The 14398-nt window shown below is 57.4% G+C and carries 15 protein-coding genes; 10 read left to right on the forward strand and 5 right to left on the reverse strand.

Features of this window, described 5'->3' with window-relative positions:
• The first annotated feature begins 1 nt into the window (after position 1).
• Positions 2 to 2863, forward strand: coding sequence for a DNA translocase FtsK (locus C1J05_RS00535; protein WP_114868555.1), 2862 nt, complete (start codon positions 2 to 4; stop codon positions 2861 to 2863).
• Between the two features lie 110 nt (positions 2864 to 2973).
• Positions 2974 to 3570 carry a LolA family protein gene (locus tag C1J05_RS00540; protein WP_114868556.1) on the forward strand — a complete coding sequence of 199 codons (597 nt, stop codon included), beginning with the start codon at positions 2974 to 2976 and terminating at the stop codon, positions 3568 to 3570.
• A 4-nt stretch (positions 3571 to 3574) separates the two neighbouring features.
• Here the strand turns inward: C1J05_RS00540 and C1J05_RS00545 are convergent, their stop codons facing one another.
• Entirely contained in the window at positions 3575 to 4168 is a 594-nt protein-coding gene (locus C1J05_RS00545; protein WP_114872017.1) for a transglycosylase SLT domain-containing protein, read from the reverse strand.
• Positions 4169 to 4494: 326 nt separating this feature from the next.
• Here C1J05_RS00545 and hspQ point away from each other — a divergent pair, with 326 nt between their 5' ends.
• Positions 4495 to 4821, forward strand: coding sequence for a heat shock protein HspQ (gene hspQ, locus C1J05_RS00550; RefSeq protein WP_114868557.1), 327 nt, complete (start codon positions 4495 to 4497; stop codon positions 4819 to 4821).
• A gap of 55 nt (positions 4822 to 4876) precedes the next feature.
• On the opposite strand, the gene C1J05_RS00555 is transcribed toward hspQ, so the two are convergent.
• The 3 genes from C1J05_RS00555 to C1J05_RS00565 all read right to left on the reverse strand — a co-directional run bounded on the left by C1J05_RS00555 (position 4877) and on the right by C1J05_RS00565 (position 7566).
• Positions 4877 to 6454, reverse strand: a complete 1578-nt coding sequence (locus C1J05_RS00555) for a gamma-glutamyltransferase family protein (RefSeq protein ID WP_114868558.1) — start codon at positions 6452 to 6454, stop codon at positions 4877 to 4879.
• A 307-nt stretch (positions 6455 to 6761) separates the two neighbouring features.
• Positions 6762 to 7244 (reverse strand): ATP-binding protein, encoded by a 483-nt coding sequence (locus tag C1J05_RS00560; protein WP_114868559.1) that lies wholly within the window; start codon positions 7242 to 7244, stop codon positions 6762 to 6764.
• A complete protein-coding gene (locus tag C1J05_RS00565) occupies positions 7228 to 7566 on the reverse strand; it encodes an STAS domain-containing protein (RefSeq protein WP_114868560.1) in 339 nt (112 codons plus the stop codon). Before C1J05_RS00565 ends, C1J05_RS00560 begins: the two co-directional genes overlap by 17 nt.
• 90 nt (positions 7567 to 7656) lie before the next feature.
• Here C1J05_RS00565 and C1J05_RS00570 point away from each other — a divergent pair, with 90 nt between their 5' ends.
• The 6 genes from C1J05_RS00570 to C1J05_RS00595 all read left to right on the forward strand — a co-directional run bounded on the left by C1J05_RS00570 (position 7657) and on the right by C1J05_RS00595 (position 13278).
• Positions 7657 to 8829 carry an acetyl-CoA C-acyltransferase gene (locus tag C1J05_RS00570; RefSeq protein ID WP_114868561.1) on the forward strand — a complete coding sequence of 391 codons (1173 nt, stop codon included), beginning with the start codon at positions 7657 to 7659 and terminating at the stop codon, positions 8827 to 8829.
• Positions 8830 to 8910: 81 nt separating this feature from the next.
• Entirely contained in the window at positions 8911 to 9369 is a 459-nt protein-coding gene (locus C1J05_RS00575; RefSeq protein WP_114868562.1) for a GAF domain-containing protein, read from the forward strand.
• A gap of 70 nt (positions 9370 to 9439) precedes the next feature.
• Positions 9440 to 10975, forward strand: a complete 1536-nt coding sequence (locus tag C1J05_RS00580) for a cryptochrome/photolyase family protein (RefSeq protein ID WP_114868563.1) — start codon at positions 9440 to 9442, stop codon at positions 10973 to 10975.
• Positions 10962 to 11126, forward strand: a complete 165-nt coding sequence (locus C1J05_RS00585; protein ID WP_205389017.1) for a DUF2256 domain-containing protein — start codon at positions 10962 to 10964, stop codon at positions 11124 to 11126. Before C1J05_RS00580 ends, C1J05_RS00585 begins: the two co-directional genes overlap by 14 nt.
• A gap of 231 nt (positions 11127 to 11357) precedes the next feature.
• Positions 11358 to 12608: a hypothetical protein gene (locus C1J05_RS00590; protein ID WP_114868565.1), complete on the forward strand. Its 1251-nt coding sequence runs from the start codon at positions 11358 to 11360 to the stop codon at positions 12606 to 12608.
• Positions 12609 to 12852: 244 nt separating this feature from the next.
• On the forward strand, positions 12853 to 13278 hold the full coding sequence (locus C1J05_RS00595; protein WP_162797868.1) for an ester cyclase: 426 nt from the start codon (positions 12853 to 12855) through the stop codon (positions 13276 to 13278).
• Positions 13279 to 13377: 99 nt separating this feature from the next.
• Here C1J05_RS00595 and C1J05_RS00600 read toward each other — a convergent pair whose 3' ends face one another.
• Entirely contained in the window at positions 13378 to 13701 is a 324-nt protein-coding gene (locus C1J05_RS00600; protein WP_205389019.1) for a DUF1294 domain-containing protein, read from the reverse strand.
• Between the two features lie 116 nt (positions 13702 to 13817).
• On the opposite strand from C1J05_RS00600, the gene C1J05_RS00605 reads away from it, so the two are divergent.
• Positions 13818 to 14390 carry a helix-turn-helix domain-containing protein gene (locus C1J05_RS00605; protein ID WP_114868567.1) on the forward strand — a complete coding sequence of 191 codons (573 nt, stop codon included), beginning with the start codon at positions 13818 to 13820 and terminating at the stop codon, positions 14388 to 14390.
• The last annotated feature ends 8 nt before the right edge of the window (positions 14391 to 14398 follow it).

Here is a 14398-nt window from a genome sequence, read left to right on the forward strand (position 1 = left end):
TATGGCATATCAGACACGCGGTCGCGATCCATTGCTGGACAGCACGACACAAGCAGCAATTGAAAAACGCGGCAAGGAACTGTTCGGCATCTGCCTGATGGTTCTGGGCGCGATGGCTTTGGCGATGGTGTGGTCCTACACGCCGGACGATCCCAACTGGATGGTGTCTACCGATGCGCCTGTTCAGAACTGGCTGGGTCGTATCGGCGCGTCGATCGCGGCGCCGCTGTTCATGATCGTGGGCTGGGGCAGCTGGGGTATCGGTGTTGTTCTGATGGCGTGGGGTGTCCGCTTTGCCATGCACGCAGGCGAAGACCGGGCGATTGGCCGCCTGATCTTTGCGCCGATTGCGATTGCTCTGTGTTCTATCTACGCCGCCACACTTGAACCCGGACTGGCGTGGAAACAAACCCACAGCTTTGGTCTGGGCGGGTTATTCGGCGATACGGTCATGGGGGCCATTTTGACGGTGCTGCCGATCGGATCAACCTTTACCGTAAAACTCATGTCGTTCCTGATGGCCGTTGGAATTCTGGCGCTTGGGGCGTTCGTTCTTGGCTTTACCCGCCCCGAACTAAAGCGGATCGGTCGGTTTTTACTGATCGGGCTGATCATGGTCTATGCCGGTATCATGAATGTTCTGGGCCGTGGCGCAAGCGGCGCAGTCAGTGCCGCACAAGGCTTGCAGGCCCGTCAGGCTGAAAAACGCGAACGTGCCCGTCAGGAAGCGGAAGACCAGCAATCCTATGCGGCGGCCCACGCCACCGTACCGGGCCCCGATGCATCGCTTTATGCCGATGAATACCCTGTTGAGGAAAAACAGGGATTTCTGGCACGGATGCCGTCCCTGATCAAACGCCCCGATCCGCTGCCCGAGCCCGAACTGATTGAAACGGTATCCGTAGCTCAGGATCAACCGATGCCCGGGGATGACCGTATCCGCGCAAAAATCGCCGACGTGATCAAAACCCGCGTTCGGCAACTGCCCGCAATGCAGGTGGAAATGGCAGCACCGTTGACCAAAGGGCGCGGACGCGGCCCCGATCCGTTGCTGCTGGACACCAGTACCCCTGCGGGAATGCGTGCAGAACCACCGCTGACCGCCCGGGCGGCGCAGCCTGCTGAACCAGAAATAAACTCGCAAAATCAACAGGATATGGCGCAGGACTGGGATGACGAAGACGACGCGCTGTCACCGTTGCCGATGCAGGATGCGGGCCGCGTTCTGGCGGCCATTCCGGCGGCCGAACCGCGCAAAGTGGTGCAGAACCCTGTGCGCAAACCGCCCGCCCCGTCCCGCCGTGCCCAGGCCGAAGCGCAACCCAATCTGGCGTTTGAAGACAACCAGATCGCTTACGAACTCCCGCCGCTGAACCTGCTGTCTAGCCCGTCAACGATCAAGCGCCACCACCTGTCCGATGACGCACTGGAAGAAAACGCGCGCATGCTGGAAAGCGTGCTGGATGATTATGGCGTCAAAGGCGAAATCGTTTCTGTGCGTCCCGGTCCGGTTGTGACCATGTATGAACTTGAACCGGCCCCGGGTTTGAAAGCCAGCCGCGTGATCGGATTGGCCGATGATATCGCGCGGTCCATGGCAGCCCTGTCTGCCCGTGTCAGCACAGTGCCGGGCCGGTCGGTGATCGGTATCGAACTGCCCAATGAAAACCGCGAAATGTGCGTGCTGCGCGAAGTGCTGGCCGCCCGTGATTTCGGTGACAGCAACATGCGCCTGCCTTTGGCACTGGGCAAGGATATCGGCGGCGATCCGATTGTCGCCAACCTGGCCAAGATGCCCCACCTGCTGATTGCGGGAACAACCGGTTCGGGTAAATCCGTGGCGATCAACACCATGATCCTGTCCCTGCTGTACAAGCTGACGCCGGAAGAATGCCGCCTGATCATGATCGATCCGAAAATGCTGGAACTCAGCGTCTATGACGGCATTCCGCATCTTCTGTCGCCCGTTGTGACCGACCCGAAAAAAGCGGTTGTCGCGCTGAAGTGGACTGTGGGCGAAATGGAAGAACGCTATCGCAAGATGTCCAAAATGGGCGTGCGCAATATCGAAGGTTATAATGGCCGCGTGCGCGATGCCCTGTCCAAAGGCGAAATGTTCAGCCGGACGGTACAAACCGGATTTGATGACGAAACCGGCGAACCCGTGTTCGAGACAGAAGAGTTTGCCCCGGAACTGCTGCCCTACATCGTTGTCATCGTGGACGAGATGGCCGACCTGATGATGGTGGCAGGCAAAGAGATCGAAGCGTGTATCCAGCGTCTGGCACAGATGGCGCGGGCATCGGGCATCCACCTGATCATGGCCACACAGCGCCCGTCGGTTGACGTGATCACCGGCACGATCAAGGCAAACTTTCCCACGCGGATATCGTTTCAGGTGACTTCGAAAATCGACAGCCGGACAATTCTGGGTGAAATGGGGGCCGAACAACTGCTGGGTATGGGTGACATGCTGTATATGGCGGGCGGTGCCAAGATCACCCGCTGTCACGGTCCGTTCGTGTCCGACGAAGAAGTGGAAGAAGTGGTAAACCACCTCAAGGGCTATGGTCCTCCGTCTTATGTCGATACCGTTCTGGATGGCCCCAGCGATGCCCGCGAAAGCGACATCGACATGGTTCTGGGCCTTGGCGGCAACACCGACAGCGAAGATGCGCTTTACGATACCGCTGTGCAGATCGTGATCAAGGATCGCAAATGTTCGACAAGCTACATCCAGCGCAAATTGGCCATCGGCTATAACAAGGCCGCGCGCCTTGTAGAACAGATGGAAGAAGAGGGTCTTGTCTCTCCCGCGAACCATGTTGGTAAACGCGACATTCTGGTGCCGGAACAGCATTGATGACAGCACGGCAAAGGCGGGCAAACCCTGCCTTTGCCCCCATCGGCGGATCGCAGCTATGTGAGCAGACGGGGGGTTTAAACCCCGTAGGTAATGCGTATGTAAGGTGCATGAAAAACACGGTTCTCAGTGGCGTCATTGCCCTTCTGCTTGCCCTGCCTGCGCAGGCTGAAATTCTGCCTTTGTCCGATATTTCCAGATACCTCAATGATATCGGCACGGCGCAGGGGGAATTCACCCAGATCAACGATGACGGCACGATTTCGACGGGTCAGATTTATATCAAGCGACCCGGCAAGGTCCGGTTCGAATATAACCCGCCTGAATCCGCACTTGTCGTGGCAGGCAGCGGGGCCGTGGTGATTGTGGACACGAAATCAAACCAGCCGCCAGAAAGCTATCCGCTGAACCGCACGCCTCTGTCGATTATTCTGGCGCGCAACGTCGATCTGGATCGCGCCGACATGGTCGTTGGCCACAGCTATGACGGCACGGCGACAACCGTCACCGCGCAAGATCCCGAAAATGCGGAATACGGAAACATCCAACTGCTGTTCACCGGAAATCCGGTGCAATTGCGCCAGTGGGTGATCAACGACTCAGGTGGCGGGCAAACCACTGTTGTTTTGGGCGACCTGCAAACAGGCGGCACATTGCAAAACGATCTGTTCGATATCAGGGCGCTGGGCGTCAAGCGCGAACGCTGAACGCCTAGCCTTTTGCGCGTCGGGGGCAGGTGTTCAGCTGGGCCTGATACATGTCTGCACGGGCATCGACTTCGCCCGCCACCCGTAACAGCCAGCTTTTTCTGTTATAGCTGCCGCGCGCATAACCTGTGTGGCCTTCGTGATAGGCCAGATACTGGTTGCGCGTGTCCGTCAGGGCAATTCCGTTCTTTTCGCGGCTTTTTGTCATGTACCAGCCCATGAAATCGGATGCATCGCGGATACGGTCGCGTTTGGCTCCGCGTTTTCCCGTTTCGCGTCTGTATTCGTCCCACGTGCCATCCAGCGCCTGCGAATACCCGTATGCGCTGCTTTGACGTCCCATCGGGATTACACCCAATGTATAGCGGAACGGCGTGCGCGCGTTTCCGATGTATTTGCTTTCCTGATAGATCGTGGCCATCTGCACGTGCACCGGAACGCCCCAACGGCGTTCGGTGGCGCGGAACGCCTTGATGTAATCGGGGCGCTGGCTCAGGATGCTGCAGGCGTTATCAAGGTTGCGCGGCGCAGAATATTCGCCACGTCCGCAAGATACGACCAACACTACCAGTACCAATGCGCGAAGAGCTCTGCTCATCTGCCTCTCGCTTTTGGTTATTATTTTTTCTGCATTGTAACCGATTGTGTTCCACAGGGAAATCACATTTCCTGCGGTTCCCGATTTCAGCCCATGACCTGCTTGCATCCGGTGCATGTTCGCGCAAAAAGGCGGCATAGGGTTATGGCTGTTTTCAGCCACAACCGATCGACACGAAATAACCGGCAAAGGTGGCCCGATCACATGGCCCAAATCCAACTGTTCAAATCACGTTCACAGTCTGTTTCCAAGAAAAACAGCCCCGAATGTTGGACAAACGAATCGATAGAGTCTACCAAACAAGGTGTAGGGGCTATTGTATTGTTATGATTAGAACGCGTGCAAAATACCATTTGGGGCAAGTTGTCCGTCACAAGAAACACCCGTTTCGCGGTGTTGTCTTTGACGTGGATGCCGTTTTTTCCAACACAGAAGACTGGTACGAGGCCATCCCCGAGGAAAGCCGCCCGGTCAAGGATCAGCCGTTTTACCATCTGCTGGCCGAAAACGATCAGAGTTTTTATGTCGCCTATGTGTCGGAACAGAACCTTGTTGCCGACTATTCCGGCCAACCGGTCGAACATCCCGACATACCGGACCTGTTCGGACCATTCGAAGACGGCCAGTATCCGCTGCATTTCCAACTGAACTGAACCTTACCCGTCTGCGTGATGGTATCCGGCGCGGATGGCCCGCACCGGATTGATTTCAGTATCCGATAGCACAGCCATCCTTGCGCGGGTCACTTGCCCCTTCCAGAACACCGTTTTCGTGCATCAGAATGGCTTGCGCGCCGCCGATTGGCTTTATCGGAACCTCGACCTTGTGCCCCAGATCGGCCAGCTCCTGCCGCACCTGATCCGAATAACCGCGTTCGATCTTCATCACGCCCGCATCTGAAAAACAGCGCGGCATATCAATTGCGCTTTGCGGGTCCAGCCCGAAATCAACCATGTTGCTGACAAACCGCGCATGCCCTTTGGGCTGGTATCCGCCACCCATCACGCCAAACGGCATGGTGACACGCCCGTTCTGGCGCAGCATCGCCGGAATGATCGTATGCATCGGGCGCTTGCCCCCCGCCAATTCGTTGGGGTGCCCCTGTTCCAGCGTAAAGCCGGCGCCGCGGTTGTGCAGCAGAATCCCGAATTTTTCCGAAGCGATGCCCGATCCCCACGCCTCGTAGATCGAATAGATCAGCGAAACCGCCATCCGGTCCTTGTCGACCACGGTGATGTATACGGTGTCTTTGTGCACCGTTTCGCTTAGGGCTGCGGGGCTTTCCATGGCCTTTTTTGGGTCGATCAGCGCCGCAAGTTGGCGCGCCGTTTCAGGCGAAAGCATATGTTCAAGGCGCGTCGTATGATCCGGATCGGCGATGAAACGATTGCGCGCATCATAGGCCAGTTTGCCCGCCTCGGCTTCGATATGGGCGCGCATCGTGCCCACAGGATCCATATCCGCGATATCGAAATGCGAGAGGATGTTCAGCATCAACATCGCGGTCGCGCCCTGGCCGTTGGGCGGGTGTTCCACCAGTTCGACATCTTTATAAGCGCCGATAACGGGCGTTGTCTGATCCGTATGTGTTGCGACAAAATCGTCCATAACGTGCACACCACCCATCGCCTGCACGGCGGCCAGCATGTCTTCGGCGATTTCGCCGGTATAGAATGCATCGCGTCCGTGTTGCGCAACGCGGCGCAGCACTTCGGCCTGTCCGGGCGCATGAAACACATCGCCCAGACCCAGAATGGCCCCGTCTCTCAGGTAATGGGTGCGCCCGTGCCCTTGCAGCGTTTTGCTTTCGTGTTTCCAGTCAAACGCCACCCGAGGCGCCACGGCTATGCCTTCGTCTGCATATCGGATGGCTGGCGCGAGGACCGCCTCAAGCCCCAGTTTCCCCCAGTTTTCCGACATGTGGCAAAACGCATCGATGGCGCCGGGAATGGTAATGGCATCGGGCTTGAACGGGGGCACAATCTGCGCCCCCTGTTCACGCAACGCGGCAGCCGATGCCGCCATCGGTGCGCGTCCGGATCCGTTGACGCCAATAATGTCGCTTTGGCCGGGGATCGCGATCAGGGCAAAGCAATCGCCACCGATGCCCGTGCTTTGTGGTTCGCACAGGCCCAAAAGTACCGCGCCCGCAATCGCCGCATCCATGGCATTGCCGCCCTGTTCCAGTACGTCAATGGCGGTTTTTGCAGCCAGCGGGTGCGACGTGGCGCACATTCCGTTGGTGGCATAGACCGCAGATCGGCCCGGGCTGTGAAAATCACGCATTTTGCATCCCCTTGTTCGTGTTTGTCGGAACAATAGAACCGCCACGCCGGAATGCAATCCGGTCACTTTTCTGAATGTCGGGATAGGTTTTAAACCTCGGCATCGCGCACTGGGTGGGGGCTGTGAAACGCGACGCCGAGGGAAGCCATATGCAGCTACAATTCTGACTATGCCGGAACATTCAGGCGCGAATGCGGACTCAATAAGGCGCTTTTGCGGCGCTGCGGCAACTTGGTTTTTCTTATGCCCAATGGTTTGCCTGTGTCAGCGCGCGCGCCGGCGATCACAAAACCCTTTGAAAACAGCGTTACCTGCCCAAAAACCGGATCGTGAATGTCAGGAAATTCCGTTCGTTCCTGCGCCGGTATGTCAGGTCTTGCGTCAGCCGGCTGATGATGAACCAGCCAAATCCGCCTTCGGGCAGGCTTTCTAAATTACCATGACCGCGCGGCAGGACGGAATCAGGAGCGCTTCCCCCCTGCAATGGCGCACCGTTATCTGTCACTGTCATCACAACACGGTTATCTTCGAACCTGCAGGACAGCCGGATCATCGCGTTTTGCGCATCGTGACAGGCATGTTCCACGATGTTGTTCAGCACCTCGGCCAGCACCAGTTCCAGCGTCGCTAGATCGCCCTTTTCCACCCCCAGCCCTGCGGCAAATCCGGTCATGTCCTGCAACGCTTTGCGCACGCCGAATGCCTCGGGGTTTACGATGGCGCGATAAACCGTTCCCCCCGCTTGCAGGCCGGGATTGCGATAACACTTGCTGTCAGTTCGCGCAGGCATCAATCGCCGATTGCAGGGTCTTGAACAGACGAAAAACGCTGTCCATCCGGGTCAACTGGAACACCGTATCGACAGCCGGGTTAAGCCCTGCCAGATCCAGCCTGCGGTCGGGCCCAAGATGCTTCATCGCAGCGACAATTGCGCCCAGACCGCTGGAATCGATAAACTCAACCTGTGACAGATCCAGAATGATGGTGTGCGCTTTGCCGCCCGTCTGTGCGCGAAAGGCCTCCTTGAAACGGATCGCCACGGCAGCATCGATCCGGTTTTCGCACACACTCACCACGCGGCAGTTTTCATGATCAGAACTGATGATTTTCATACTGGCAGACCTGCGGCAATTGACTGTACCCTGTGGTCTAGGACCAAGATATTACCATTCCGTTTGCAGCGGCAAAACCAAAGGTGTGACATGCAAGACGTTTATATCGCCGGCGCGGCGCGTACGCCCATGGGTGGCTTTCAGGGTGTTTTCAACAATGTGCCGGCCGCACAACTCGGCGGGGCTGCCATTTCGGCCTGCCTGCAACAGGCCAAAACCGCCCGGGTCCAAGAGATTCTGATGGGCTGTGTGCTGCCGGCCGGTCAGGGCCAGGCTCCGGCCCGGCAGGCCGGATTCGCCGCCGGTTTGGGTGAAGATGTTCCCGCGACAACTCTGAACAAGATGTGCGGTTCCGGTATGAAAGCCGCCATGATCGGATTTGACCAGATCGCACTGGGCCAGACCGGGGTGCTGGTGGCGGGCGGCATGGAAAGCATGTCGGGTGCCCCGTATCTTTTGCCTGCGATGCGCGCCGGCGCGCGTATCGGGCATGCCAGCGCACAGGATCACATGTTTCTCGACGGGCTGGAAGATGCCTATGACAAGGGCCGCCTGATGGGCACCTTTGCCGAAGACTGCGCCGAAGCGTTCCAGTTCACCCGCGCCGCACAGGACGACTATGCCCTGACATCGCTGTCCAATGCGCTGGCGGCGGAAAAAAGCGGCGCGTTCGATGGTGAAATTACCGCCTTCACCGTCGCGGCGCGCGCCGGTGACCAGACCATTACCCGTGATGAACAACCCGCCAAGGCCCGGCCGGATAAAATTCCGCACCTCAAGCCAGCCTTTCGCAAGGATGGCACTGTGACCGCGGCCAACTCGTCGTCCATTTCCGACGGTGCGGCGGCTTTGCTGCTGGCTTCGGGGGATGCCGTCAAGGGTCAGGATCTGGCCCCGCGCGCCCGCATTCTCGGTCATGCCAGTCACGCGCAGGCACCGGGGCTCTTTACCACCGCGCCGGTGCCTGCGGCCCGGAAACTGCTGGCCTCAATCGGCTGGTCCAAAGACGATGTCGATCTCTGGGAAGTGAACGAGGCCTTCGCGGTTGTGCCGATGGCGTTCATGCATGAAATGGGCCTGCCGCGCGACAAGGTCAACGTGCATGGCGGCGCCTGCGCACTGGGCCACCCGATCGGCGCGTCGGGTGCGCGCATCATGGTGACCCTGCTGAATGCCCTGGAATTCCACGGTCTGAAGCGTGGCGTGGCCGCCATCTGCATCGGGGGCGGCGAAGGTACGGCCATTGCCATTGAGCGCGTGTAACTTCATCTTTTCAGAAATACTTTCGGGGGTCCGGGGGCAGACAGCCCCCGGAACTGTCCAGCCAATAACGGAACCATGTCCATGCAGGTCAATTACGATACACTCGCCGCAACCATCGCGTCGCTGACGCAGGGCGAGACCGATCCCATCGCGCTGATGGCCACCACCGTCTGCGAGGTGCACCACGCCGACGACCGCTTTGACTGGACAGGGTTTTACCGCGTGACAGAGCCTGATCTGTTGAAAATCGGCCCCTATCAGGGTGGCCATGGCTGTCTGGTCATCCCGTTCAGCCGCGGCGTCTGTGGCGCGGCAGCGCGCACCGGTCAGGTCCAGCTTGTGCCCGATGTGACGGCCTTTGACGATCATATCGCCTGCGTCGCCTCAACCCTCTCCGAACTTGTGCTGCCGGTGCGCAACCATGCGGGAGAATTGATTGCGGTCTTTGACATCGACAGCGATCGACCCGATGCATTCACGCAAACAGATGCCGACCGGTTGGCCGACATTCTGGATCAGGTGTTTGCAAAAGGGGCATAGCGACAAGGTCGCGCGCGCCACCCCTGAATTTCGCCCTTGATTTCCCGCTCGTGAATCACAGGTTTCGCCTATGAAACTACGCTTGATACTTGGCGATCAACTCAGCCCGCATATGTCCGGTCTTGCTGATCTTGATCCGGAAAACGATCTGATATTGATGTGCGAGGTGCGCAGCGAAGCCACCTATGTCAAGCATCACAAGAAAAAGATCGCCTTCCTGTTTTCGGCAATGCGCCACTTTGCGTCCGCCCTGACCAGCAAGGGTCTGAATGTACGCTATGTGCGCTATGACGATCCTGACAACACCGGCTCACTGCTGGGCGAGGTGTCGCGCGCGGTTGCACAGGATGACGTGACCGAAATCATCCTGACTGCGCCGGGCGAATACCGTTTGCGCGCTGAAATGCAAGGGTGGTCCGATACGCTTGGCCTGCCGGTCAGCATCAGGGAAGATGACAGGTTTCTGTGTTCCACGGCTGAATTTGCGCAATGGGCCAAAGGGCGCAAGCAGTTGCGGATGGAGTATTTTTACCGCGAAATGCGCCGCAAATATAATGTTCTGATGGATCAGGACGATCCCATTGGCGGCCAATGGAATTTTGACGCCGAAAACCGCAAACCGCCCGCCAGCGGACTGGACATTCCCGATACGTATCGCGCCCAGCCTGATGCCACCACGCAAGAGGTGATTGATCTGGTCGAAACCTGTTTTCCCGACCATTTCGGCGATCTTTCCCCGTTTCATTTCGCAGTGACACGGTCGCAGGCCCTGACGGCTTTGGATCAGTTCATCGCCAAACGCCTGTCCCTGTTCGGCGATTATCAGGATGCGATGATTCAGGGTGAGCCCTGGATGTTTCACAGCCATATTGGCCTTTATCTGAACTGCGGCCTGCTGGACCCGCTTGAATGTATCGAACGGGCGGAATCCGCCTATCACAAGGGAAACGCACCGCTGAACGCCGTCGAAGGCTTTATTCGTCAGATATTGGGGTGGCGCGAATATGTGCGCGGTATCTACTGGCTCAAAATGCCAGAGTATAAAACCGCGAATTTTCTGGAAGCCAGTCGGCCCCTGCCGGAATTCTACTGGTCCGGCGATACCCAGATGAACTGTCTGCGCCAGTGTGTGAATGAAACCAGGGCTAACGCCTATGCGCACCACATCCAGCGCCTAATGGTATTGGGCAATTTCGCACTGATCGCGGGGCTGGACCCCGAAGAAGTAAACGAATGGTACCTGCTGGTTTACGCCGATGCCTATGAATGGGTCGAACTGCCCAATGTCACGGGAATGATCCTGTTTGCTGATGGCGGGCTTCTGGCGTCAAAACCCTATGCCGCCAGTGGTTCTTATATCAACCGGATGTCGGATTATTGCGGGTCCTGCAAATACAAGCCCACGGTCAAGAACGGCCCGACAGCCTGCCCGTTCAATTATCTTTACTGGGATTTTCTGGATCGCAACAGCGACCGGCTGCGGGGCAATCCGCGCATGGGGTTCATGTACAAAAGCCTTGATCGGATGAGCGATGAAAAACGCCGCGCGATCGGGGATGACAGCCGCCGGTTCTTCAACGCGATTGCGTCAGATGAAAAAGTCTGACCTGCCGCAGAAAACCTGCGCAACCTGTGGCCGCCCGTTCAGCTGGCGCAAAAAGTGGTCAAAAGTCTGGGACGACGTGCGCTATTGCTCGCAACGCTGCCGCGGCGCGCGCGCGGGCAAACCGCAAAGCGTTGATCAAGGCAGAAAGTGATCAACCCGACGCGTTCACCCGACCAGATGCCGTTCGGACCGGACATTGGGGCACAAGATGGTCAAGAGCGGGTTTGAGCCCGGAGCGGTCCTTTAACGGTGCAGCAGCAAACGGACTTCTGCACATCACATCGGAAAATCGAAACTGCCCAAAGATTGACGCAGGTCAAGGTGTCAAACCCTCAATTTTGATAGCATCTCAAAACCGTATTTCGACTTTAGGATCAAAAGAATGCAAGCGGTCGCGGACACCACGCTTCTGGTAAAAGATGGGATCATCACCAGCGAACAAGCCAAGACAATTGAGGCCAGGGCGCGAGAAACTATGGTCTACCTCGCCATCAACGCCCTTTTGTGCTTCGGCATAATCGCTGCAACCGGTGGCTTCATTGCGTGGCTTGGGACACCTGCATCCGTTGCAATAACCGGACTGCTCTTCTCAGGAATGGGCGTTCTGATCCTCGCCTATGTCAGCGAAATGTTCCGAATGTTCGGCAATGCTTCGATGCTTATCGGTGCGGGCATGCTGATCGGCGGGGCAAGCGTTGAACTGATGTCCAACTATGAGCAATTCGCAGGAGCAGCCATGTCTGCTGGTGGTTTCATTATCGCCGGGGGCGCTGCTTGGGTTTTTATGTCTGAACGAGTTTCCGCGCGCTTCGTGATTGGTTCGATAACTTTGATGGGTGTTGCGATGCATTTGGTCGGCATCGCATTTTTCTTGGATCAAGCAGACATCTCCGGCGCACCGATTAGCGGTTTCTACTTATACGCGACGGCTGCACTTGTCATGGCGGGTTTGTTGACCGACGTGCGGCTCGTCACCGCGCTAGCCGTTATCCCGTTTGCCCAGACGCTGGATACCAGTACGAATTATTTTCATGCGGCTTACGCCTTCTACTCTCCGGAGACCACGCTCTCTATTCTTCAAATGGCAGTTCTGAGCGCTGCTTGTCTCTGGATGGCAGCGCAGCAGCCCGAAAGGATCGCCAGACACGCTCGTATTTTAGCTGTTATGGCTTTTTTAGTCGCCAATCTGTGTGCACTGGTTGGATCATTGTGGGGGGATTGGATCGGCGAAACCATTTGGGGGCCTACATTCAGGTGGGAGGCCAACACGACGATGGAGCAACAACAAGCAGCTTGGCGGGAATTCGAAGCAGCCCGAGCAGCATTCCGAGAAACAGCATTATATTTGTCCTATAACGTTTATTCGGTCCTCTGGGCGGTAGCATTGACAGCCCTCATTCTCTGGGCTGCGCACAAGTCCCAGCGAGGCCTTTTCAATGCCTCTCTTACTTTCGCTGGAATTCACGCCTATACGCAGTTTTTCGAGAGCTACTACGACCAGCCGCTTGCTTATGTCATTGGCGGGATCGCGGCTATACCTATTGCTTGGGGTATGTTGAGATTGGATCATTGGATCGTAGCTACGCGTGGTCAAAATGCTTCGTGGAAACAACCGCCAAGTTCACCCACATAAATGGCGTCAGGGTGTCGCTTTGGCCAATATCGCGATGCCCCGAAAAGATGACACCTTCCTATTTCATTGACGGATCAGCGTCTCATGTTCGGCCGCGCAGCGAAGGTCTGAAATGTCCCGCAACTCAACCATCGGGGCAAACAGCGACGAATGACCGGTCCGAACTCCAAAGCCGACTTTCTCGTGCATGGGCGAGGGTCTGCTGGTACCCTACCCTGAAGCACTCGAAAATGGGATCAGGGCCATGCATCCGACCGAAAAGATTGTTCTACAGTTTCACGAGTCATGGGATCTGCGCGACCCTGATCGTGGCGCAGAGGTTATCGCAGACGACTGCGACTTTGAGGATATCGCCCGCGGTGAAAAGCTTGTGGGCAAGGAGGCTTACAAGGCCGATTACCACCGCTGGCGCGAGGCTTTCCCGGATGGGCTTTGCAAGGTCGAGAACGTCATCGTAAGCGAGGATGGGCAATGGGCCACTGTCGAGTTCCGCAATACCGGCACGCATACAGGGGTTCTGCGATCAAGCCTTGGGGATTTTCCACCGACCGGAAGAAAAGCTGAGGTTCGCTATTGCTCTGTCATGCGGGTCAAAGACGGGATGGTCGTCGAGGGGCGGGACTACTACGACAGCGCCACAATCGCACGGCAGTTGGGACTTGTGGACTGACGACAGAGATTGCCGGCCGGCTTTGTATTTCGCTTACGGCCAGCGATGCATAGCGGCAGGGTCTCCTTGTTCTGCACAACAGCGCACCCAACCCCGCCATTACGTCTGAAACGCCTCGCTGAACACGAACGCGGCGTATCCCAGCGCCAGGACCTGCGAGGCGGCAATCGTTTTCATCTTCAGCGTCAAGGCGCGTTTGCGGGTCTTGTGGCGAAACCTGCCGCGCGCGGCAAATGCGCCGATTGTGCCGCCAACAGCGCACAGAAACAGAAGGTTGAATTCGGATACCCGCGAATTGCGTGCGCGCGATCGGCGTTTGTCATACCAGAACACCCCCCATGTCACCGCGTTGATCCCGACCAGATAGGTCAGCAGAACAAGGCTGATAAGCGCGGCAGGCGAAAGGGCGGGCATGACGGTCATGTCTGGCTTGTGACAGGCTGCAGCGCATTGGCAAGTATCCATAATGAAAAAACAGTTGTTTTTTTCACCGACTCATCGCATCGTGAAATTATCGCCACTTTTTTCACGAAAGTCTGATGCTGCATCAAGACCCATCCAAAGCTGAAACCCTCGGTGCCGACCTGCGCGCGCTGCGCAAGGCGCGTGGGATCACGCTGGCCGATCTGGCGGGCACGCTCGGGCGCTCTGTCGGCTGGCTAAGTCAGGTCGAAAGGGATTTGTCGGATGTGTCGGTGACGGAACTGCGCCAGATCGCCAAGGCGCTGGATGTGTCCCTGTCGATGCTGTTCAGCCACAGCGCCGCTGTCGCCGACGAGGCCGGGTATGTGGTGCGCAAAGACACGCGCCGCCCCATCGGATCGAATGCCGCGGGCCTTGTCGAAGAATTGCTGTCCCCGGATCTGACGGATGATTTCGAAATGGTCTATTCCACCTTCGAACCGAACAGCCAGCGCGTCGAATGTTTTTCGCGCCCGACACAAGAGGTGGGCTATCTGGTTTCCGGCAAGCTTGATCTGGAAATCGGCCTGCGGCGGTTCACCATTCATCCCGGTGACAGTTTTCGCATTCGCGGCGAACCCTTTCGCTGGATCAATCCCTATGACACACCTGCCGTTGCGATCTGGGTGATCGCACCGCCGGTCTACTAAGCGGGGCG

The sequence above is a fragment of the Sulfitobacter sp. JL08 genome (genome assembly GCF_003352045.1).
Classification (GTDB): domain Bacteria; phylum Pseudomonadota; class Alphaproteobacteria; order Rhodobacterales; family Rhodobacteraceae; genus JL08.

Bases quoted from the DNA above. Each gene is read 5' to 3' on its own strand.
- C1J05_RS00535 (WP_114868555.1), top strand. From the start codon at position 2: ATGGCATATCAGACACGCGGTCGCGATCCATTGCTGGACAGCACGACA.
- C1J05_RS00540 (WP_114868556.1), top strand. From the start codon at position 2,974: ATGAAAAACACGGTTCTCAGTGGCGTCATTGCCCTTCTGCTTGCCCTG.
- C1J05_RS00545 (WP_114872017.1), bottom strand. From the start codon at position 4,168: ATGAGCAGAGCTCTTCGCGCATTGGTACTGGTAGTGTTGGTCGTATCT.
- hspQ (WP_114868557.1), top strand. From the start codon at position 4,495: ATGATTAGAACGCGTGCAAAATACCATTTGGGGCAAGTTGTCCGTCAC.
- C1J05_RS00555 (WP_114868558.1), bottom strand. From the start codon at position 6,454: ATGCGTGATTTTCACAGCCCGGGCCGATCTGCGGTCTATGCCACCAAC.
- C1J05_RS00560 (WP_114868559.1), bottom strand. From the start codon at position 7,244: ATGCCTGCGCGAACTGACAGCAAGTGTTATCGCAATCCCGGCCTGCAA.
- C1J05_RS00565 (WP_114868560.1), bottom strand. From the start codon at position 7,566: ATGAAAATCATCAGTTCTGATCATGAAAACTGCCGCGTGGTGAGTGTG.
- C1J05_RS00570 (WP_114868561.1), top strand. From the start codon at position 7,657: ATGCAAGACGTTTATATCGCCGGCGCGGCGCGTACGCCCATGGGTGGC.
- C1J05_RS00575 (WP_114868562.1), top strand. From the start codon at position 8,911: ATGCAGGTCAATTACGATACACTCGCCGCAACCATCGCGTCGCTGACG.
- C1J05_RS00580 (WP_114868563.1), top strand. From the start codon at position 9,440: ATGAAACTACGCTTGATACTTGGCGATCAACTCAGCCCGCATATGTCC.
- C1J05_RS00585 (WP_205389017.1), top strand. From the start codon at position 10,962: ATGAAAAAGTCTGACCTGCCGCAGAAAACCTGCGCAACCTGTGGCCGC.
- C1J05_RS00590 (WP_114868565.1), top strand. From the start codon at position 11,358: ATGCAAGCGGTCGCGGACACCACGCTTCTGGTAAAAGATGGGATCATC.
- C1J05_RS00595 (WP_162797868.1), top strand. From the start codon at position 12,853: ATGCATCCGACCGAAAAGATTGTTCTACAGTTTCACGAGTCATGGGAT.
- C1J05_RS00600 (WP_205389019.1), bottom strand. From the start codon at position 13,701: ATGACCGTCATGCCCGCCCTTTCGCCTGCCGCGCTTATCAGCCTTGTT.
- C1J05_RS00605 (WP_114868567.1), top strand. From the start codon at position 13,818: ATGCTGCATCAAGACCCATCCAAAGCTGAAACCCTCGGTGCCGACCTG.